This window comes from Bacillus cereus group sp. BfR-BA-01379 (assembly GCF_022663605.1).
In the GTDB taxonomy this organism is placed as follows: Bacteria; Bacillota; Bacilli; order Bacillales; family Bacillaceae_G; genus Bacillus_A; species Bacillus_A mobilis.
In genome coordinates, this window is record NZ_JAKUFT010000013.1 from 35,778 (window position 1) to 56,971 (window position 21,194).

The following is a 21,194-nucleotide window of genomic DNA, read 5'->3' on the forward strand; positions in this document are numbered from 1 at the left end:
TTGAGAAGGTAACGGTTTGAAATACATAGGGTATGCTGTACCCTTTTTTCAAAAGTCCTCTCGCACACGTTGAGAGGACTTTTTTTATACCATTACTCTCACGCAAGAAAAAAAGCTTGGAGGTGTAGAGCATGCAAGAGAAAGCTGTCGTTTTAGATGACCAAATGATTCGCCGCGCTTTAACACGAATTAGTCATGAAATCGTGGAACGAAATAAAGGTGTCGATAATTGTGTTCTTGTCGGAATTAAAACTCGTGGAATTTTTATTGCACAACGTTTGGCAGAACGAATTGGTCAAATTGAAGGAAAAGAAATGGAAGTTGGAGAGCTAGATATTACGTTATATCGTGATGATCTAACACTACAATCGAAAAACGAAGAACCACTTGTAAAAGGTTCTGATATCCCTGTAGATATTACGAAGAAAAAAGTAATCCTTGTGGATGATGTATTATATACAGGAAGAACAGTTCGAGCAGCAATGGATGCTCTTATGGATTTAGGTAGACCATCACAAATCCAACTGGCGGTTCTTGTTGATAGAGGTCATCGTGAACTACCAATTCGCGCTGATTATGTAGGAAAGAACATTCCAACATCAAGTGAAGAGCGTATCGAAGTTGATTTGCAAGAGACAGATCAACAAGATCGAGTAAGCATATACGATAAGTAAAGCCCTTTTAAATGTAGTCCTGTGAGGCTGCCAAAGGGTCTTGGCTTTCATATGTCAAATTTGGCATACGAAAGTGTAGGACTCTTTGTGCACAGGCACAAAGAGTTTTTTTATTGCAAAGAATTAAACTGAAGGAGGATGTAACAATGGAACAAAAGCCAGTGTTAGACGTTAATGAAGTACCGAAACCGGGAAAATGGTTATTTTTAAGTATACAACATTTGTTCGCGATGTTTGGATCAACAGTGCTGGTTCCGTTTTTAACAGGATTGAATCCGTCAGTAGCATTAATATCAAGTGGATTAGGAACGCTAGCGTTTCTTCTTATAACGAAAGGTCAAGTACCTGCCTATCTAGGATCATCATTCGCCTTTATCGCACCGATAATAACAGCGAAAACAGCAGGTGGACCTGGAGCAGCAATGCTCGGTGGTTTGTTAGCAGGACTTGTGTACATCTTAATTTCACTCGGAATTAAGAAGTCAGGATCAGAGTGGATTATGAAATTACTTCCGCCAATCGTAGTTGGTCCAGTAGTAATGGTAATCGGTCTAGCTTTAGCACATACAGCAGTTAACATGGCGATGAACGGTGCGGATGGCAAATATAGCTTTACACACTTTTCAGTAGCGTTAGTAACATTAGCAATTACAATTATCTGCTCTATATTCGGAAGAGGGTTTTTCAGTATCATACCAGTGTTACTGGGCATTATCGGCGGATATATCTTCGCTTACTTCCAAGGGCTAGTAGACTTAAAGCCGATAGCTGAGGCAAAATGGTTTGTTGTACCAGATTTCACAGTACCATTTGTAACATATACTCCGGAGTTTTCGTGGAAGATTGTACTCTTGATGGTACCAGTTGCACTAGTAACAATTTCAGAGCATATCGGACATCAAATTGTACTTGGAAATGTTATTAAAAGAGATTTAATTGAAAAACCAGGTTTACACCGTTCAATCTTCGGTGATGGAGTAGCAACATTAATCGCATCACTTATCGGTGGACCACCGAATACAACGTATGGTGAAAACATTGGTGTGCTAGCAATTACGAGAGCATACAGTGTATACTTATTCATCGGGTCAGCAGTGTTCGCAATCATGTTCGGGTTTATCGGTAAGATTTCTGCACTGATTCATTCGATCCCAACACCGGTTATGGGTGGTGTATCAATCTTACTATTCGGTGTAATCGCATCAAGCGGATTACGCATGATGGTAGATGATAAAACAGACCTAAGTGACAAACGAAACTTAATGATTGCATCAGTAATACTAGTAATCGGTATTGGTGGAGCGGTACTTCACGTAGGAGAATCGTTCCAAGTAGAAGGAATGGCACTAGCAGCAATTGTAGGTGTACTATTAAATCTACTACTACCAGAAACGAAACAAATAACACAATCTAAGCAGATTGCTTCATAATAATAACCTTTTAATTCAGTCCTGTGAGACCGGAAAGGGTGGCTTCTTTCTTGCACCCTAGTCTCACACGACTAGGGTATTTTTATACAAAGGTTGTTATAAATATACAAAAGTGGTAACATAAAAATCAGAAAGATGAGGGATGACGATGAGCCATTTGTTAACGATGAGTGAATTATCGGAAGTAGAAATTTCAGAAATCCTAAAAGACGCAGAAGATTTCGCGAATGGAAAAGAGAGCAAAACGACAGAGCAAACTTTTGTTGCGAACTTGTTCTTTGAGAATAGTACGAGAACGAGATTTAGCTTTGAAGTTGCTGAGAAGAGATTAGGACTTGAAGTTTTAAACTTTTCAGCTGATGCATCTAGCGTACAAAAAGGAGAAACTTTATACGATACGATAAGAACACTAGAATCAATCGGAACAAAAGCGGTAATCGTCCGCCATGAGCAAGATCGCTACTTCGATGAACTGAAAGATCAGGTAAATATCCCAATCTTAAACGCTGGAGATGGATGTGGAAACCACCCAACGCAGTGCCTACTCGATCTTCTTACGATTAAACAAGAGTTTGGAAGATTTGAAGGATTAAAGATTGCGATAGTAGGAGATGTTCGTCATAGCCGAGTAGCACGTTCTAATGCAGAAGCATTAACGAAACTGGGTGCAACAATTTACTTTGCAAGTCCAGAAGAATGGAAAGATGAAGACAGCACATTTGGAACATACAAACCATTAGATGAACTTGTTCCAGAAGTGGATGTAATGATGTTACTTCGTGTACAACATGAGCGTCATGATCATTATGAAACAGACATTATGAAAGAGTATCATGAGAAACACGGATTAACAGTGGAAAGAGAAAAGCGTATGAAAGAAGGAAGCATTATTATGCATCCAGCTCCTGTAAACCGTGATGTTGAAATTGCAAGTGAACTTGTTGAGTGTGAGCGTTCACGCATATTTAAACAAATGGAAAATGGAGTTTACGTAAGAATGGCTGTACTAAAACGCGCCTTACCAAATGTATTAGGAGGAATGAAACATGAATTACTTGTTTAAAAATGGTCGTTATATGAATGAAGAAGGAAAAATCGTAGCAACAGATCTTCTCGTACAAGACGGTAAAATCGCTAAGGTAGCAGAAAATATTACGGCAGATAATGCTGAAGTAATCGAAGTGAACGGAAAGTTAATCGCACCTGGATTAGTAGATGTACACGTACATCTTCGTGAACCGGGTGGTGAACATAAAGAAACAATTGAAACAGGTACACTAGCAGCGGCAAAAGGTGGATTCACTACAATTTGTGCAATGCCAAATACACGCCCAGTACCAGATTGCAGAGAACATATGGAAGACTTGCAAAATCGTATTAAAGAAAAAGCGCATGTCAACGTACTACCATACGGAGCAATTACAGTACGCCAAGCGGGTTCTGAAATGACAGATTTCGAGACGTTAAAAGAACTTGGAGCATTCGCTTTCACTGATGACGGTGTAGGCGTACAAGATGCTAGCATGATGTTAGCTGCTATGAAGCGTGCAGCGAAATTAAATATGGCAGTGGTTGCGCACTGTGAAGAGAATACTCTTATTAATAAAGGTTGTGTACATGAAGGGAAGTTTTCTGAGAAACACGGATTAAACGGTATCCCATCAGTATGTGAATCTGTACATATTGCAAGGGATATACTGCTTGCTGAAGCGGCAGATTGTCACTATCACGTATGTCACGTAAGTACGAAAGGATCTGTACGTGTAATCCGTGATGCGAAACGCGCTGGAATTAAAGTAACAGCAGAAGTAACACCTCATCATCTAGTGTTATGTGAAGATGATATCCCATCAGCTGATCCTAACTTTAAAATGAACCCACCGCTTCGTGGAAAAGAAGATCACGCAGCATTAATTGAAGGTCTACTAGATGGAACAATCGATATGATCGCAACTGATCATGCACCGCATACAGCGGAAGAGAAAGCACAAGGAATTGAAAGAGCACCATTCGGAATTACTGGTTTTGAAACAGCATTCCCACTTTTATACACAAACCTTGTGAAAAAAGGAATTATTACATTAGAACAATTAATTCAATTCTTAACAGAAAAGCCAGCTGATACATTCGGCTTAGAAGCAGGTCGCCTGAAAGAAGGTAGAACAGCTGATATTACAATCATTGATTTAGAACAAGAAGAAGAGATTGACCCAACAACATTCTTATCAAAAGGAAAAAATACACCATTCGCAGGTTGGAAATGCCAAGGATGGCCGGTAATGACAATCGTTGGTGGTAAGATCGCATGGCAAAAGGAGAGTGCATTAGTATGAAAAGACAACTTATCTTAGAAGATGGAACAGTATTAATTGGAAAAGGTTTCGGAGGGGAAATCGAAAAGTCAGGTGAGGTTGTATTTACAACAGGAATGACTGGATATCAAGAAACATTATCTGATCCATCATATTGCGGTCAAATCGTAACATTCACGTACCCATTAATCGGAAACTACGGCATCAACCGTGACGATTTTGAATCGATTCATCCATCTGTAAATGGTTTAATCGTAAACGAAATTTGTGATCACCCATCAAACTTCCGTAATGAAATTTCGTTAAATGATTACTTAAAAGAAAGAAATATCCCAGGCTTAGCAGGAATTGATACGAGAAAATTAACGAGAAAAATTCGTCAATACGGTACATTACGTGGACGTCTATGTAACATGGATGCAGATGTAGAATACATCGTGAGCCAATTAAAAGCGACAGTATTTACAGATCACGTGAAACGCGTATCAACGAAAGATCCATACCCAAGCCCAGGCCGTGGACACCGAGTTGTACTTGTAGACTTCGGAATGAAACATGGTATTTTAAGAGAATTAAATAAACGTGATTGTGATGTAATTGTAGTACCTTACAATACAACAGCAGAAGAGATTTTACGCCTTAGCCCAGATGGAATTATGTTAAGTAACGGACCTGGAGATCCAAAAGATGTACCAGAAGCAATTGAAATGTTAAAAGACATTATCGGTAAAGTTCCTTTATTCGGAATTTGCCTAGGACATCAATTGTTCGCTCTAGCATCTGGTGCGAATACAAGTAAGTTAAAATTCGGTCACCGTGGTTTAAATCATCCAGTAAAACATCTTGCAACTGGAAAAGTAGCAATTACATCTCAAAACCATGGTTACGCAGTAGAAGAAGAATCAGTTAAAAATACAGAACTTGAAATTACACATGTCGCTTTAAATGATGGAACAGTAGAAGGTCTTCGTCATACGAAGTTCCCAGCATTTACAGTACAATATCATCCAGAAGCTTCAGCAGGACCAGAAGATGCAAATGATTTATTCGAAGATTTCTTAGCAATGATTGAAAACTTCAAGAAAGAAGGGGAAGAGTTATGCCAAAACGCCTAGACATTAACACAATTTTAGTAATCGGATCAGGACCAATTGTAATTGGGCAAGCAGCAGAGTTTGACTACTCTGGTACACAAGCTTGTCAATCTCTTAGAGAAGAAGGTTACAAAGTAATCCTTGTTAACTCTAACCCAGCAACAATTATGACAGATACTGCAACAGCAGATAAAGTATACATTGAGCCTTTAACATTAGAATTCGTAAGCCGAATCATTCGTAAAGAACGTCCAGATGCAATCTTACCAACATTAGGTGGTCAAACAGGTCTGAATATGGCTGTTGAACTTGCGAAATCAGGCATACTTGAAGAGTGCGGAGTTGAAATTTTAGGAACAAAATTATCAGCAATTGAGCAAGCGGAGGATCGTGATTTATTCCGTACATTAATGCAGGAATTAAATGAACCAATTCCATCTAGTACCATTATCCATACGCTAGAAGAAGCACATGAATTTGTAAAAGAAATTGGATATCCAGTTATTGTTCGCCCAGCATTTACAATGGGGGGAACAGGTGGCGGAATCTGTAGTAATGAAGAAGAACTAATTGAAATCGTATCAGGTGGATTAAAACATAGTCCAGTAACACAATGTTTATTAGAAAAGAGTATTGCTGGTTGTAAGGAAATTGAATATGAAGTAATGCGTGATTCAAATGATAACGCGATTGTAGTATGTAACATGGAAAATATCGATCCAGTTGGAGTTCACACAGGTGATTCTATCGTTGTAGCACCGAGCCAAACATTAAGTGACCGTGAATATCAAATGTTACGAAACACTTCATTACGAATTATTCGTGCATTAGGAATTGAAGGTGGATGTAACGTTCAGCTTGCACTTGATCCACATAGCTTCCAATACTATGTAATCGAAGTAAACCCACGTGTAAGTCGTTCATCTGCACTAGCATCTAAAGCAACTGGATATCCAATTGCGAAGCTAGCGGCAAAAATTGCAGTCGGTTTAACATTAGATGAAATTATAAATCCAGTAACACAAAAAACATACGCTTGTTTCGAACCAGCATTAGACTATGTTGTTTCAAAAATTCCGCGCTGGCCATTTGATAAGTTTGAATCAGCAAACAGAACGCTTGGAACGCAGATGAAAGCAACTGGTGAAGTTATGTCAATCGGACGTAACCTAGAGCAATCATTATTAAAAGCGATCCGTTCTTTAGAACTTGGCGTTTATCACTTAGAGTTAGCGCATTTAAAAGAGCTTGATAAAGAGACAATGAAAAAACGCATTATAAAAGCTGATGATGAGCGACTGTTTATTGTAGCAGAAGCAATTCGTCAAGGTGTAACGAAAGAAGAGATCAACGATTGGTGTGAAATGGACTTCTTCTTCTTACAAAAAGTTGAAAACATCGTAAATATGGAACGCGAAGTAAAAGCAAATGTAGGAAATATGGAAGTACTACAATCTGCGAAAGAAATGGGCTTCAGTGATCACTACGTTGCAGCAGCTTGGAACAAAACAGAGCGTGAAATTTACGATATGCGTAAAGAAAGCAATATAACTCCTATTTATAAAATGGTAGATACTTGTGCGGCAGAGTTTGAATCTGCAACACCATACTATTACAGCACATATGGTGACGAGAATGAATCGGTTAGAACAGATCGTAAGAGTGTTGTCGTACTAGGGTCTGGTCCAATCCGTATCGGTCAAGGTGTTGAGTTTGACTATGCAACAGTTCACTCTGTATGGGCAATTAAAGAGGCTGGATATGAGGCAATCATTGTTAATAACAACCCAGAAACAGTTTCAACAGACTTCAGTATTTCTGACAAACTATACTTTGAACCATTAACAATCGAAGATGTAATGCACATTATCGATTTAGAAAAGCCAGAAGGTGTTATCGTCCAATTCGGTGGACAAACGGCAATTAACTTAGCTGCTAAATTAGAAGCTCACGGTGTGAAAATCTTAGGAACATCACTTGAAGATTTAGACCGTGCAGAAGATCGTGATAAGTTTGAAGCAGCTCTAACACAGCTTGGTATCCCGCAACCAGTTGGTAAAACAGCAACGACTGTAGAGCAAGCGGTAGCAATCGCTGACAAAATTGGGTACCCAGTATTAGTAAGACCATCTTACGTATTAGGTGGACGCGCGATGGAAATCGTATATCGTCAAGAAGAACTGCTGCACTACATGAAAAATGCGGTAAAAGTTCACGCTGATCACCCAGTATTAATCGATCGTTACATGGTTGGTAAAGAAATTGAAGTAGATGCAATTTCAGACGGTGAGAATGTATTCATTCCAGGTATTATGGAACATATTGAACGCGCTGGAGTTCACTCTGGTGACTCAATCGGAGTATATCCACCACAAAGCTTATCTGCAAAACTGAAAGAACAAATTATTGAACATACAATTGCACTTGGAAAAGGTTTAAATATTGTTGGATTACTAAATATCCAGTTTGTAGTATTTGAAGATCAAGTGTATGTAATTGAAGTAAACCCACGTGCGAGCCGTACAGTACCATTCTTAAGTAAAATTACAGGTGTACCGATGGCGAATGTTGCAACGAAAGTTATTTTAGGTCAAAATCTTGTAGAGCAAGGATACGGAACTGGTTATCACCCAGAAGAGAAAGAAGTGTATGTAAAAGCACCGGTATTCTCATTTGCGAAACTACGTTCAGTTGATACAACATTAGGACCTGAAATGAAGTCAACAGGGGAAGTAATGGGGAAAGACTTAACACTTGAAAAAGCATTATACAAAGGGTTAGTTGCTTCTGGAATTAACATTCCAACGCACGGATCAGTAATCATTACTGTAGCGGACAAAGATAAAGAAGAGGCGATGGAAATTGCAAAACGTTTCCATGAAATCGGCTATAACTTATTAGCAACAGCTGGAACAGCACAATCGTTAGCAGAGCAAAATATTCCAGTACAAGTTGTAAACAAAATTGATTCTGAAGACTACAACTTACTAGACATTATCCGTCAAGGAAAAGCGCAGTTTGTAATCAATACATTAACAAAAGGCAAACAACCAGCGCGTGATGGTTTCCGCATTCGCCGTGAATCAGTAGAAAATGGTGTGGCTTGCTTAACATCACTTGATACAACGAGAGCAATCTTACGAGTACTAGAATCTATGACATTCTCAGCTCATTCAATGAAAGAAATTACGCAAACGAAGCGTCACGAGGTGGTACATGCATGATGCAAAAGCAAAATATGATCGTCGTTAATCAAAAAGAAATCGCAAAAAACATTTACGAATTAGTGCTTCAAGGAACGTTAGTACAGCAAATGAACGAACCAGGGCAGTTTGTACACATTAAGGTAGCAGAGGGCATTGCGCCCCTTCTGCGCCGCCCGATTAGTATTTGTAATGTAGATCAAGAGAAGAACGAATTTACAATGCTATATCGTGCAGAAGGACAAGGGACAAAAACATTAGCAACTAGAAAACAAGGTGAAATGGTAGACGTACTAGGACCACTAGGACACGGTTTTCCTGTAGAAGAAGCAGAAGCTGGTCAAACAGCTTTACTAGTCGGCGGGGGGATTGGCGTACCACCACTTTATGAATTATCACAGCGCCTTGTTGCAAAAGGTGTACGCGTAATTCACATCTTAGGTTTTCAAACGAAAGATGTCGTTTTCTATGAAGAGAAATTTGCAGAACTTGGTGATACGTACGTTGCGACAGTAGACGGTACACACGGCACAAAAGGATTTGTCACAGATGTAATTGATAATTACGGAATTGACTTTGATATTCTTTATTCATGTGGTCCGTTAGCGATGCTTCGTGCATTAGAAGGACGTTACAAAGAGAAAAAAGCTTATATTTCTTTAGAAGAACGTATGGGCTGTGGCATTGGAGCTTGTTTCGCATGTGTATGCCACTTACAAGAAGATCCAAGTGGACATTCTTACAAGAAGGTGTGTAGCGACGGACCAGTATTTCCAATCGGGGAGGTTGTACTATGAACAGATTGCAAGTTGAATTACCGGGATTATCATTAAAAAATCCAATTATACCGGCATCTGGATGCTTTGGATTTGGTCGTGAATATGCACAGTTTTACGATTTAAGTGTACTAGGATCAATCATGATCAAAGCGACGACAGAACAACCACGTTATGGAAATCCGACACCTCGTGTTGCTGAAACACCGGGCGGCATGTTAAATGCAATCGGACTTCAAAACCCAGGGTTAGAAAAAGTAATGAATTCTGAATTACCATGGTTAGAACAATTTGATCTTCCAATCATTGCGAACGTTGCAGGCTCACAAGCTGAGGATTACGTAGCGGTTGCAAAGGAAATTTCTAAAGCGCCTAATGTCCACGCACTAGAATTAAATATTTCTTGTCCGAACGTAAAAACAGGTGGTATCGCCTTTGGTACAAATCCTGAAATTGCTGCTGATTTAACGAAGCGAGTAAAAGAGGTTTCTGAAGTACCTGTATACGTGAAGTTGTCACCGAACGTGGCAAACATTGTGGAAATTGCAAAAGCGATTGAAAATGCAGGTGCAGACGGTTTAACGATGATTAATACATTGCTTGGTATGCGTCTAGATTTAAAAACAGCTAAACCAATTTTAGCAAACCGTACAGGCGGATTATCAGGTCCTGCGATTAAGCCAGTAGCGATTCGTATGGTACATGAAGTAAGCCAAGCGGTTAACATTCCAATTATCGGAATGGGTGGTATTGAAACAGCGGAAGATGTAATTGAATTCTTCTACGCTGGCGCAAGCGCAGTTGCAGTAGGTACAGCGAACTTTATCGATCCGTTCGTATGTCCGACAATTATTGAAGAGTTACCAGCACTATTAGATGAATTAGGATTTGATCACATTTCGGAATGTCAAGGAAGGAGCTGGAAGCAAACATGTCACAGTCGTTAATCGTTGCACTAGATTTTCCAGGGAAACAAGATGTAGAACAATTCTTGCGCCACTTTGAAGGGGAAGAGTTATTTGTCAAAGTTGGTATGGAGTTATTTTATAAAGAAGGCCCTGCGATTATTACGTACTTAAAAGAAAAAGGACATAAGATCTTTCTAGATTTAAAACTTCATGATATTCCGAATACAGTAAAAAGCGCTATGCGTAGCCTAGCTAGTCTAGATGTTGATATGGTAAATGTTCATGCTGCTGGGGGAAGCAGTATGATGAAAGCTGCGATTGAGGGATTAGAGGAAGGTAAGCAAGAAGGAAAAGAGAGACCGATTTGTATTGCAGTTACACAACTAACAAGCACTTCGGAAGCTATGATGAAAAAAGAGATCGGCATTGAGAAAACGTTAGAAGAAGCGGTTGCTCATTATGCAAAACTAACGAAAGAAAGTGGACTTGATGGCGTTGTTTGTTCAACACTTGAAGTTCCAAAATTACGTGAAGTATGCGGAAATGAATTTGTAACAGTAACACCGGGGATTCGTCTTGCAAGCGATGATGTAAATGACCAGGTGCGCGTAGCAACACCGAAACGTGCGAGGGAACTTGGCTCAAGCTACATCGTAGTTGGACGTAGTATTACAAAAGCAGAAAATCCGCTTGAAGCGTATAAAACAGTAAAACAACAGTGGGAAGGTGTAACAGTATGAAAAAAGAAATCGCATCGCATTTATTAGAAATTGGAGCAGTATTTTTACAACCGAATGATCCATTCACTTGGTCTTCAGGTATGAAATCACCAATTTATTGTGATAACCGTTTAACTTTATCTTATCCAAAAGTACGTCAAGCAATTGCAGCTGGATTAGAAGAGTTAATTAAAGAGCACTTCCCAACTGTAGAAGTTATTGCAGGAACAGCAACTGCTGGTATTGCGCACGCTGCATGGGTAAGTGATCGTATGGATTTACCAATGTGCTACGTACGTAGTAAAGCAAAAGGTCACGGTAAAGGGAACCAAATCGAAGGAAAAGCTGAAAAAGGTCAAAAAGTAGTAGTAGTAGAGGACCTAATTTCAACTGGCGGTAGTGCAATTACATGTGTAGAAGCACTTCGCGAAGCTGGCTGTGAAGTATTAGGAATCGTATCAATCTTCACATACGAGCTAGAAGCAGGAAAAGAAAAACTAGAATCAGCTAACGTAGCATCATATTCTTTAAGCGACTACAGTGCATTAACTGAAGTAGCAGCAGAAAAAGGTATGATCGGACCAGCTGAAATGAAAAAATTACAAGAGTGGCGTAAAAATCCAGCAAACGAAGCTTGGATCACAGCGTAACACGAAAAAAAAACGACCGCGGGGGAACGCGGTCGTTTTTTTATATTATTGTTACAATTTCATATGAAGTTCCATCAATATCAAAAAGAATCATATGACAATCTCCTCGTTAATAACTATTTAGCATTTTCCGCAACCTCATATCCTCTCACAAACAATAGCGTCATATAAGAAACAATAAATGAGAAGATGCTGTACATGCCAACCCAAAAGAAAAATTTTGGAGTAAAGGCGATAACACCTATTATTAAAAAACTAGCAAACGTTACAATCGGCATGACGTAATACGTTTTCGTCTTGCGTGTTCCAATAACAGAAACGATAAAGATAAGTAATGGACAAATTAATAAGACGAAAATCAATTCATTCATAGTTATGTCCCCTTTTCGAATGGAAGTAATCTGTTTCTCGTAAACGTTTTGAAATAAATACTCTCCTAATATAACTTCGCTAACATATACATAATCCCTTTTGAAAGCCAATAATTCATGATGAATTTTACAATGAAAAAACATAAGCAAGAGAACACTTGCTTATGTTATAGGATAAACATCGCAACGATGGTGGTTACAATTAAGCCAATCATAACTGGTAAAAAGTTTCGACGTGCAAGTTCAAACGGATCCACTTTACAAATGGCAGCGGCAGGAATAAGCGCCCAAGGAATTAAAGTCCCGCCTCCGGTCCAGATTGCAGCAATTTGTCCAAGTGCTGTTAATGTAGCTGTTCCATGCCCAAGTGCTGTTCCAAAAAGATTGGCAATCGAACCAGCAAGTGATATACCAGAAAAGCCAGATCCATCTAAGCCTGTTATGACACCAACGATAGTTAATGTTCCCGCTGATACATATTGGTTTAAAGGGACAGTTTGAGATAAGGCGATCCCTAAGTCGTTAATGATTCCATGTGAACCTTTCGGTAAATAGTCCCCGATAATTTTCACAAACCCGCTATCTCCTAAATAAAAGAGTGCGGCAATTGGGATAACTGGACCAAAGATTTTAAATCCAAATTGTAGCCCTTCTATAAAATAATCGGTCGTTTTATTTAGTCCATTACCTTTGTAGGCGATAAGGGAGATGATGATAATCATAATAACAGTCGTCCCGCCGATAAGTGCAGTTGCGTCGCTGCCTTGTAGTTTAAATTGAATCATGCAAAGGATATCGATGGCATATATGATTGGAATGCAAATAGCGAGCCATTTTTTTGTCCGAGAAGATAATGAAGTGAGCGTTTTAGAAGACTCGGTTGATGGAATAGATTCTTGCATCGATAAGCCTGTATGAAATTCTTTTCGTAAGAAGAAAAATGCGACGGAAGTTGTCACAATGCCCATAACGATAACGAGCGGAACACTGGCAGAAACAACGCTGGAAACAGGAAGACCAGCAGCATCTGCTGTTAATTTCGGTGCACCTTGAATAACGAAGTCTCCAGATAAGGCGATGCCGTGCCCGAATAAGTTCATAGCAATGGCAGCTCCAATTGGGGGGAGACCGACGCGTACAGCGACAGGCAATAAAATAGCTCCCATTAAGGCGACAGCCGGAGAAGGCCAAAAGAAGAAAGAAATAGTCATCATTAAAAGGCCGATAATCCAGTAGGCGAGGGTAGGGGTACGAATCATCTTTGTAAATGGTGAAATCATCGTATCATTTATGCCAGTATGAACGAGTAGATTGCTCATGGATACGATAATGGAGATGATTAATATAGTTGGTAATAGTTCAGTAATAGCATAAATGAAACTTTGAAAAATACCGCTAATGGCAAGAGGGATAGAACTTGTAGCAGTTAATGCTAATAAAAAGATAAAAACGATACAAATAATCGTCGTATCTTTCCGGAGAATAAAAAAGGTAATAATAGTGAGTAAACAAAGAATATAGAGAGCATGTAACAGCGTTAATTCAACTCCCATAACATTCACATCCTTTAGGCGTTCGTGTAGTTCATTGTATGAAAGCAGTGAAAGTATGTGAGTATAGGAAAAAGAAAAAGTGAAATTTCATGTACTGTAATAGTAAATGGATGTTACAATACAATTAATCCTAAAAATGGAATTTAAGGAGGGCTTATGCACAAAAAAATTGGATTTTGGGGATTCGTTATATCTTGTAGTCTATTAATCATTTTAAACCTGTTTACAAACAATGAATGGATCAGTATCATATCTGTTTTCGGGTTTGTGTTTATATTTTTATATAACTGGGATGATATGAAACAATATAGTAAGAAAAGTATTGGAGTTATGATAGGTATCATTGTTGTTAGTTCGTTTGTCGTAGGGTTTATTTTAATAGAAGGGCAGAAGCAAATGGAGAAAATGTCTATTTTTCAAGAATGGATGTCGTCTGTAAAAGGTCTTTATATTGTCATTGTAGTAGTTATTTTTCTAAAAATTGTTATAAGCATAGCAAGTTACATATTAAAGAAGAAGTAGAATGGGGGATTATGAATGAGAGAGAGAATAGGGTATTATGGCGTGCTCGTTTGTTTACTATTATCAGTTGTTTCAGGGCAATTTCTTAAAAGTGAATGGGTGCCAGTTATATTATGTATAGGAGTATTGATTTTTGCACCTATGTATCGCTGGAAAGAATGGAAGGCATATAGCCGAAAAAAGAAAATTGTTTTCAGCATCGAGTTTATCATTGTAATAAGCACGATTCCATTTTTGTTATTGAAAGGAAATGAGATAATAGATGGAATTGTAATGTTTCAAGGGTGGTTATTTATTGCGAAATTGATATATTTAATATGCATTTTAACGTTGGTAGCGGTAGTCGCCAAAAAAGTAAATGAAAAGCTATTCACTAATGAATAAAAGAAAATGCCACCTTATTCGGTGGCATTTTCTCATTTTACTGAAGGAGCTTTTTGCATCTTTTTAATTAAACGAATTTGTCCGCGATGATTGATTTCATCTTCAAAAACGTGAAACCATTTAAAGTAGTTGTTTGCTGGTTTGTCATACCAAAAGTCTGTCGTTTTAAATAGCCATTCATCAGGTAACGATTGAAAAGTCTCGATCGTTTTAGAACGTATTTCTTGTAATGTGTTTATGTAAAATTCTATAGAGTTTCCTTTTATTTTCTCGCGGCCAAGAGCTCCTAACTCAATAGCAGGTAACCACCGTTCTAACTCGGCCTCCGTAGGTTCACGGTCTTCAAAAGTATGAATCTGGTAGTAAAATTCAATAGCGGCCATATGGTACAATAACATGCCGACTGAATTTGCTTCTTCATCATACAAATAATCAAGTTTTTCAATTGTTAAACCTTCCACCGCTTGCATTGTTGTGTAGCGAGCATAATTCATCATGGAAACAAGTTTTGAAAATTCAGGCTGTAAACCATCTATTTTATCAATTACAAAATTCAATTTAAATTCCCCCTCTTTAAACGATGACTCCAGAGAAAGAATTCTATGTGCAACGAAAAACTCCTTTAAAAAGGCTATGATTTTAACAAGGGATAACAATTAGTTCCCGATTTGATTTTGTAATAACTTCATATCCGTCTTTTGTAATGACAATATCATCTTCAATCCTACAACCGCCCCAGTTTGGTATATAAATGCCTGGTTCCACTGTAACAACCATACCTTCTTCTAAAGTAGCTTTACTTTCTTGGGATAAGCGGAGAGGCTCATGAATTTCTAACCCAAGACCATGACCAGTAGAGTGTCCAAAATATTGACCGTATCCATGTTCTGTAATGTAATCTCTCGTTATATCATCGATATTTTTCGCAGTTTCCCCAGGTTTAATTGCTTCCGTCCCACGTTTTAACGCTTCTCGTACAATATTGTATATCTTTTTGAATTCTTCTGACGGTTCCCCAATTGCTACAGTACGTGTTATATCGGAACAATATCCATTATAAAGTGCACCGAAATCTAATGTAACGACGTCGCCTCGTTCGATTATTTTATTTGATGCAACTCCATGAGGAAGTGAAGAACGGACGCCAGAAGCTACAATGATTTGGAAGGAAGAGGATGTAGCCCCTTTTTTTCGCATGAAAAATTCTAATTCATCTCGTACATCATTTTCACTAATTCCTGGTTTTAGAAACGTAAGGATGTGGTGAAATGCTTCGTCAGCAATATTAGCTGCGATTTTCATTGTTTCTATTTCAGGCGTGTCTTTAATGATACGAATATTTTCGATGATTTCGCACACTTGAACCATTTCCGCATGTACGTATTTTTGTAAGTTTTTATATTGTTGCAATGTCATGTTGTTTTCTTCAATTCCGAGTTTTTGAATGTTTAATTTCGATACTTGATTTGCAATTTCTTTTTCTAAATTTCCTGTATGCATAATAATTTCAGCATCTTTTATTTGTGATTTCGCTTGATCTACATAGCGAAAATCAGTGATAAAAACAGCTTTATCCGCAGAGATTAAGACGACGCCAGCACTACCTGTAAAGCCTGTTGCATATTGGCGATTTTCTTTTTTTGTAATCAGTAATCCGTCAATTTCATAGTTTTGTAGTTGATTTTGGATTTTATTAATTTTTAAAATCATGTTCATTCCCCCTATTCACAGTATTGAATAAAGCAAATAGTGTGCCAAAATGTATATTTGAAGAAAGGATAGTAGGGAAAACATATATTTTAGGGGAGATAAGAAAATAGCCCACCATTTGCGGGAGACGGTTTATTCATAAAATCCAGATTGCTTCAATAAATAGCAGGGGGATAAAAAAATATTGATTGGAGTTACCCTCGTACTTTATTTACATGCTGTAAAAAAATTTATACAAACGTGAAATGACACTGTCAATTTTTTTGACAATATTGAATGGATATAGCAACTAAATTGAAAAAAAATAAAAAATGCGTTGCTTATAAACAACGCATTTTTTATATTTACGCTTTTAATTTCATTACAGTATCAGCATCCGGTGTTACATATACGGTTTGCTGATTATCGTACGTAACAAACCCAAGCTTTGCACCACTCGGTTTTTTGACATGGCGTACTTTGGTGAAATCTACAGGAACAGAACTAGAATCTTTTGCTTTACTAAAATAGGCAGCGATTTTAGCAGCTTCTAACAAAGTTTCTTCGGTAGGTTCAAGAGAACGAATGACAACATGAGACCCAGGTATATCTTTCGTATGTAACCAAATTTCATCACGACGGGCAAACTTAGTTGTTAAATAATCATTTTGTTTATTGTTTTTACCAACGAAAATCTCTGTACCATCACTTGCAAAATATTTATCTAATACTGGTTTGGTAGGTTTTTTCTTTGCGTTTTTCGTTTTACGATTGCGCATATAACCTTCTTCAGCTAATTCCTCACGAATTTCTTCAATATCTTTTGAAGAAGCAGCTTCCATTTGTTGAAGTAAGCTATCAAAATAAAGAATTTCTTCATTTGTTTTTTCGATTTGTTCTTCTACAACAACAACTGAATTTTTCGCTTTTTGGTACTTTTGAAAATAGCGTTGCGCATTGTCAGATGGTGTTTTTAAAGGATCTAATGTAATTTTTACAGTTCCGCCATTTTCGTCGTAATAGTTAACGACTTCAATATCTTTATCACCTTTTTTCAAAGCGTACATATTGGCTGTAAGTAGTTCTCCAAATAGCTGATATTTATCTGCTTTTCCGGCATCTTGTAATGTTTTTTCTAGTTTAATGAGCTTCTTCTCATTTTTATTTTTTTCGTTTTGCATAAAGCGCTCTAAATCATAAGCTTGTTGTTTTACACGGTCGCGCTCTGCTTTTCCGAAAAAGAAACGGTCTAGCAATTCACTAACAGATGAGAATGTCTTGTTTTCTCCTTGCAAGTGTGCAAGAGGGAAAAGATAAAAGAATTCTTTCCCATTTGAAGTAGTCATTGTTGGTGAATATGTATGGGTTAGTAAAGGTTTTTGTATGGAGAAAAATGCGTCCGCTAATGCTTTTTCATTTACCATACCTGCTTTTTTCACTACTTCTTTTGCAAATAACGGCGATATTCCCGTAAAGGTGCCGACAAGCTGTTTATCCATGTTTCCAGATAGAAAGTCTAGCGGTCTAATAAATTCATCATTTGTTTCGATCTGAAGTGGGTTAATTTTATGTTGTGCTGGTGGTGCAACATATTCCGCTCCAGCATATACAGTTCGATGTCGGTTTACTGCTAAAGAAACGTGTTTTAAGCTATCTAAAATATTGTTTGTTTTTGTGTCTACTAAAATGATGTTACTATGTCGTCCCATTATTTCAATTACTAATGTTTTTTGCGATTCGTCACCAATTTCATTTCTACTGCGAACTGTAATTTGAATAATGCGCTCTAAATCAATTTGTTCAATTTTTTCAATGAATCCACCTTCCAAATGCTTACGAAGAAGCATACAAAACATTGGCGGAAGTGCAGGTGAATCGTAATTTTGATTTGTTAAGTGTAAACGTGCATATGTCGGATGAGCGGAAAGAATCAGTTTTTGATTTTTTCCGTTTGCTCGAATATGTAATAAAATCTCGTATTTTGAAGGTTGGTATATCTTAGAAATTCTTCCTGTGTAAAGAGAATTTGCAATTTCATGTGTAATTGCTCTTGTAAATAATCCATCGAATGCCATAAATGAACACTCCTTTCTAACTAAAAGTTAATTATAGCATTTTTTTGGACGAGGCTGAATAAGCTTTCAATAGAGTATGTCTGGAATCAGGAGGTCGATAGCAGGATGAACTGGTATGGAATGCGCGCACATGAAGTAGAAGAAAGAACGAATACGAATGTGAAGGTTGGACTGACAGAGAAAGAAGCAGAAGGGCGAATAAAGAAATTTGGTACAAATGAATTGGATGAAGCAAAAAGGCCTTCTGCACTAATGGTCTTTTTAGCGCAATTTAAAGATTTCATGGTACTTGTTTTATTTGGTGCAACAATCGTTTCGGCTTTTTTAGGGGAATACATTGATTCTATTGCGATTGTGGCAATTGTTATTATCAATGGTATTCTCGGCTTTTTCCAAGAAAGAAAGGCTGAAAAGTCATTGGAAGCTTTAAAAGAGCTAGCCGCCCCGCAAGTTACTGTACTGCGGAATGGAAAGTGGGTAAAGGCACCGTCTAAAGCACTCGTTTTAGGGGATGTTATTAAATTTTCTAGTGGTGATCGTATTGGAGCGGATGTACGTCTTGTTGAGGCATCGAGTTTATATATCGAAGAATCAGCTTTGACAGGAGAGTCAGTACCGGTGCAGAAGAAGGTAGAAGCTCTGCAAGGGCAAGATGTTTCAATTGGTGATCAAAAAAATATGGCTTTTATGGGTACGATGATTACACGAGGAGCTGGAACAGGGGTCGTTGTAGCGACGGGTATGAATACAGCGATGGGTCAAATTGCAAATATGTTACAAAATGCAGAGCAAATGGAAACACCACTGCAAAGAAGATTAGAGCAACTCGGAAAAATATTAATTATTGTGGCTCTTATTTTGACAGCACTTGTCGTATTAGCCGGTGTGTATCAAGGGAATGAAGTGTATCATATGTTTTTAGCAGGCGTGTCGCTAGCTGTTGCTGCTATTCCTGAAGGGTTACCAGCAATTGTTACAGTAGCTTTATCGCTTGGTGTACAGCGTATGATTAAAAAGAGGGCAATTGTAAGGAAGTTACCAGCGGTAGAAACGTTAGGATGCGCTTCTGTTATATGCTCTGATAAAACAGGAACAATGACGCAAAACAAAATGATGGTGACACATATGTGGTCAGGTGGAGAGTTATGGAAAGTGACGGGGCAAGGATATGAACCTAATGGTTCTTTTTTGAAAGGTGAAAAAGAATTCGATCCAGCTAAAACAAAAGCACTGTATCAACTACTTACATTTGGCTTACTATGTAATAACGCAAATATTATTCAAAAGAAAAAGGCGTATGTATTAGATGGAGATCCAACTGAGGGAGCACTTGTAGCTGCAGCAATGAAAGCGGGGATAACGCGTGAGGCACTGAAAGGGAAATTTGAAATTATTCGTGAATTTCCATTCGATTCAACTCGAAAAATGATGAGTGTTATTGTGCGAGATAGAGAGGGGAAAAAATTTCTTGTTACGAAGGGAGCACCAGATGTCCTCCTGCAAATGAGTCAAACGATTTTATGGGGGGATAAGCAACAACCGTTAAGTGAGTTGTATAGAAAAGAAGTACAGGCGGCTATTCATAGTTTAGGTAGTCAAGCGCTTCGAACAATTGCAGTTGCATTTAAGCCATTAAAAGTAACAGATTCTATTGAACATGAACGAGACGTTGAAAAAGATTTTATGTTGGTCGGGATACAGGGAATGATTGATCCGCCAAGACCAGAGGTAGAACAGGCTGTAAAAGAGTGCAGAGAAGCTGGTATTCGAACAGTGATGATTACAGGAGATCATAAAGTGACAGCAATGGCAATTGCGGAACAATTAGGGGTTTTACCACCTGGTGGACGTGTTGTTGAAGGAGTAGAACTCGCGAATATGGATGTAGAGGAACTAGAAAGTGTTGTAGAAGATACGTATGTATTTGCTCGAGTATCACCTGAACATAAATTGAAAATTGTTAAGGCGTTGCAAAATAAAGGGCATATAGTAGCGATGACAGGTGATGGAGTAAACGATGCTCCGGCTATAAAAACAGCGGATATTGGGATAGCGATGGGAATTACAGGAACAGACGTTGCGAAAGAAGCTTCTTCTCTTGTTTTGCTAGATGATAATTTTGCTACGATTAAATCAGCAATTAAAGAAGGTAGAAATATATACGAGAATATACGTAAGTTTATTCGTTATTTATTAGCATCAAACGTAGGAGAAATTTTAGTCATGTTATTTGCCATGTTACTTGCATTACCGCTGCCAATGGTTCCCATTCAAATTTTATGGGTGAACTTAGTTACTGACGGTTTACCGGCGATGGCATTAGGATTGGATAAGGCGGAAGGAGACGTGATGAAGAGAACGCCGCGTCATCCGAAAGAAGGGGTATTTGCTAGAGGGCTTGCCTGGAAAATTATAAGTCGTGGCTTTCTAATTGGGGCAGTGACGTTAGTGGCGTTTATTATTGCATATAATCAACATCCAAATGAACTAAAATATGCACAAACTGTGGCGTTTGCGACGTTGGTGCTTGCGCAACTTATTCATGTATTTGATTGCCGAAGTGAACATTCTATTTTCCACCGTAATCCGTTTGGGAACGTGTATTTAGTAGGAGCGGTTATCATTTCTTTACTGTTAATGTTGGTGGTTATATATTACCCACCACTACAACCGATCTTTAGTACAATGCCAATACAAGCGAGAGATTGGTTGTTAATTGGAGGTTTGTCATCAATTCCGACCTTCTTACTAGTAGGTTCTTTATTAACAGGGAAAAAGGGGAAGAAGGAAAAGCCAGTATTATATAAGAAGGGATTAAACTTGAAATAGTCAAT

General features: G+C 38.1%; 18 protein-coding genes. 13 read left to right on the forward strand and 5 right to left on the reverse strand.

Annotated features, from left to right (window positions below):
* Window positions 1-131 precede the first annotated feature (131 nt).
* The 10 genes from pyrR to pyrE all read left to right on the forward strand — a co-directional run bounded on the left by pyrR (window position 132) and on the right by pyrE (window position 11,766).
* Window positions 132-674 (forward strand): bifunctional pyrimidine operon transcriptional regulator/uracil phosphoribosyltransferase, encoded by a 543-nt coding sequence (pyrR, locus tag MR113_RS07530; RefSeq protein WP_001156490.1) that lies wholly within the window; start codon window positions 132-134, stop codon window positions 672-674.
* A 146-nt stretch (window positions 675-820) separates the two neighbouring features.
* Entirely contained in the window at window positions 821-2,104 is a 1,284-nt protein-coding gene (gene uraA / locus MR113_RS07535) for a uracil permease (protein WP_097816872.1), read from the forward strand.
* A gap of 148 nt (window positions 2,105-2,252) precedes the next feature.
* A complete protein-coding gene (gene pyrB / locus MR113_RS07540; protein WP_000018864.1) occupies window positions 2,253-3,167 on the forward strand; it encodes an aspartate carbamoyltransferase in 915 nt (304 codons plus the stop codon).
* Complete coding sequence (gene pyrC, locus MR113_RS07545) at window positions 3,151-4,437, forward strand: dihydroorotase (protein ID WP_061678235.1); 1,287 nt, start codon at window positions 3,151-3,153, stop codon at window positions 4,435-4,437. Before pyrB ends, pyrC begins: the two co-directional genes overlap by 17 nt.
* Window positions 4,434-5,531, forward strand: a complete 1,098-nt coding sequence (locus tag MR113_RS07550; protein WP_000828668.1) for a carbamoyl phosphate synthase small subunit — start codon at window positions 4,434-4,436, stop codon at window positions 5,529-5,531. Before pyrC ends, MR113_RS07550 begins: the two co-directional genes overlap by 4 nt.
* The gene (carB, locus tag MR113_RS07555) at window positions 5,516-8,734 is read left to right on the forward strand and encodes a carbamoyl-phosphate synthase large subunit (protein ID WP_097816870.1); all 3,219 of its coding nucleotides are present in this window, start codon (window positions 5,516-5,518) and stop codon (window positions 8,732-8,734) included. Before MR113_RS07550 ends, carB begins: the two co-directional genes overlap by 16 nt.
* Window positions 8,731-9,510, forward strand: coding sequence for a dihydroorotate oxidase B electron transfer subunit (gene pyrK, locus MR113_RS07560; RefSeq protein ID WP_000983359.1), 780 nt, complete (start codon window positions 8,731-8,733; stop codon window positions 9,508-9,510). Before carB ends, pyrK begins: the two co-directional genes overlap by 4 nt.
* Window positions 9,507-10,436, forward strand: coding sequence for a dihydroorotate oxidase B catalytic subunit (gene pyrD, locus MR113_RS07565; RefSeq protein WP_001081057.1), 930 nt, complete (start codon window positions 9,507-9,509; stop codon window positions 10,434-10,436). Before pyrK ends, pyrD begins: the two co-directional genes overlap by 4 nt.
* The gene (gene pyrF / locus MR113_RS07570; RefSeq protein WP_000083496.1) at window positions 10,421-11,137 is read left to right on the forward strand and encodes an orotidine-5'-phosphate decarboxylase; all 717 of its coding nucleotides are present in this window, start codon (window positions 10,421-10,423) and stop codon (window positions 11,135-11,137) included. The genes pyrD and pyrF overlap by 16 nt, the downstream gene beginning before the upstream one ends.
* A complete protein-coding gene (pyrE, locus tag MR113_RS07575; protein WP_242253022.1) occupies window positions 11,134-11,766 on the forward strand; it encodes an orotate phosphoribosyltransferase in 633 nt (210 codons plus the stop codon). The genes pyrF and pyrE overlap by 4 nt, the downstream gene beginning before the upstream one ends.
* 116 nt (window positions 11,767-11,882) lie before the next feature.
* Here pyrE and MR113_RS07580 read toward each other — a convergent pair whose 3' ends face one another.
* The gene (locus MR113_RS07580) at window positions 11,883-12,137 is read right to left on the reverse strand and encodes a YbeF family protein (protein ID WP_001003934.1); all 255 of its coding nucleotides are present in this window, start codon (window positions 12,135-12,137) and stop codon (window positions 11,883-11,885) included.
* 167 nt (window positions 12,138-12,304) lie between these two features.
* Entirely contained in the window at window positions 12,305-13,690 is a 1,386-nt protein-coding gene (locus MR113_RS07585; RefSeq protein WP_242253024.1) for a hypothetical protein, read from the reverse strand.
* 156 nt (window positions 13,691-13,846) lie between these two features.
* Between MR113_RS07585 and MR113_RS07590 the strand changes: the two genes are divergently transcribed.
* Both MR113_RS07590 and MR113_RS07595 read left to right on the forward strand, forming a co-directional pair.
* Window positions 13,847-14,212 carry a YoqO family protein gene (locus MR113_RS07590; RefSeq protein WP_242253029.1) on the forward strand — a complete coding sequence of 122 codons (366 nt, stop codon included), beginning with the start codon at window positions 13,847-13,849 and terminating at the stop codon, window positions 14,210-14,212.
* 15 nt (window positions 14,213-14,227) lie between these two features.
* Entirely contained in the window at window positions 14,228-14,596 is a 369-nt protein-coding gene (locus MR113_RS07595; RefSeq protein ID WP_242253031.1) for a YoqO family protein, read from the forward strand.
* 32 nt (window positions 14,597-14,628) lie between these two features.
* Here the strand turns inward: MR113_RS07595 and MR113_RS07600 are convergent, their stop codons facing one another.
* From MR113_RS07600 to MR113_RS07610, 3 genes are all read right to left on the reverse strand, one after another.
* Window positions 14,629-15,153 (reverse strand): DinB family protein, encoded by a 525-nt coding sequence (locus tag MR113_RS07600; protein ID WP_242253033.1) that lies wholly within the window; start codon window positions 15,151-15,153, stop codon window positions 14,629-14,631.
* Window positions 15,154-15,235: 82 nt separating this feature from the next.
* Window positions 15,236-16,306 (reverse strand): M24 family metallopeptidase, encoded by a 1,071-nt coding sequence (locus MR113_RS07605; protein WP_242253035.1) that lies wholly within the window; start codon window positions 16,304-16,306, stop codon window positions 15,236-15,238.
* Between the two features lie 344 nt (window positions 16,307-16,650).
* Complete coding sequence (locus MR113_RS07610) at window positions 16,651-18,360, reverse strand: Rqc2 family fibronectin-binding protein (protein WP_242253046.1); 1,710 nt, start codon at window positions 18,358-18,360, stop codon at window positions 16,651-16,653.
* 105 nt (window positions 18,361-18,465) lie between these two features.
* Between MR113_RS07610 and MR113_RS07615 the strand changes: the two genes are divergently transcribed.
* Entirely contained in the window at window positions 18,466-21,189 is a 2,724-nt protein-coding gene (locus MR113_RS07615) for a calcium-translocating P-type ATPase, SERCA-type (RefSeq protein WP_242253062.1), read from the forward strand.
* Window positions 21,190-21,194 lie beyond the last annotated feature (5 nt).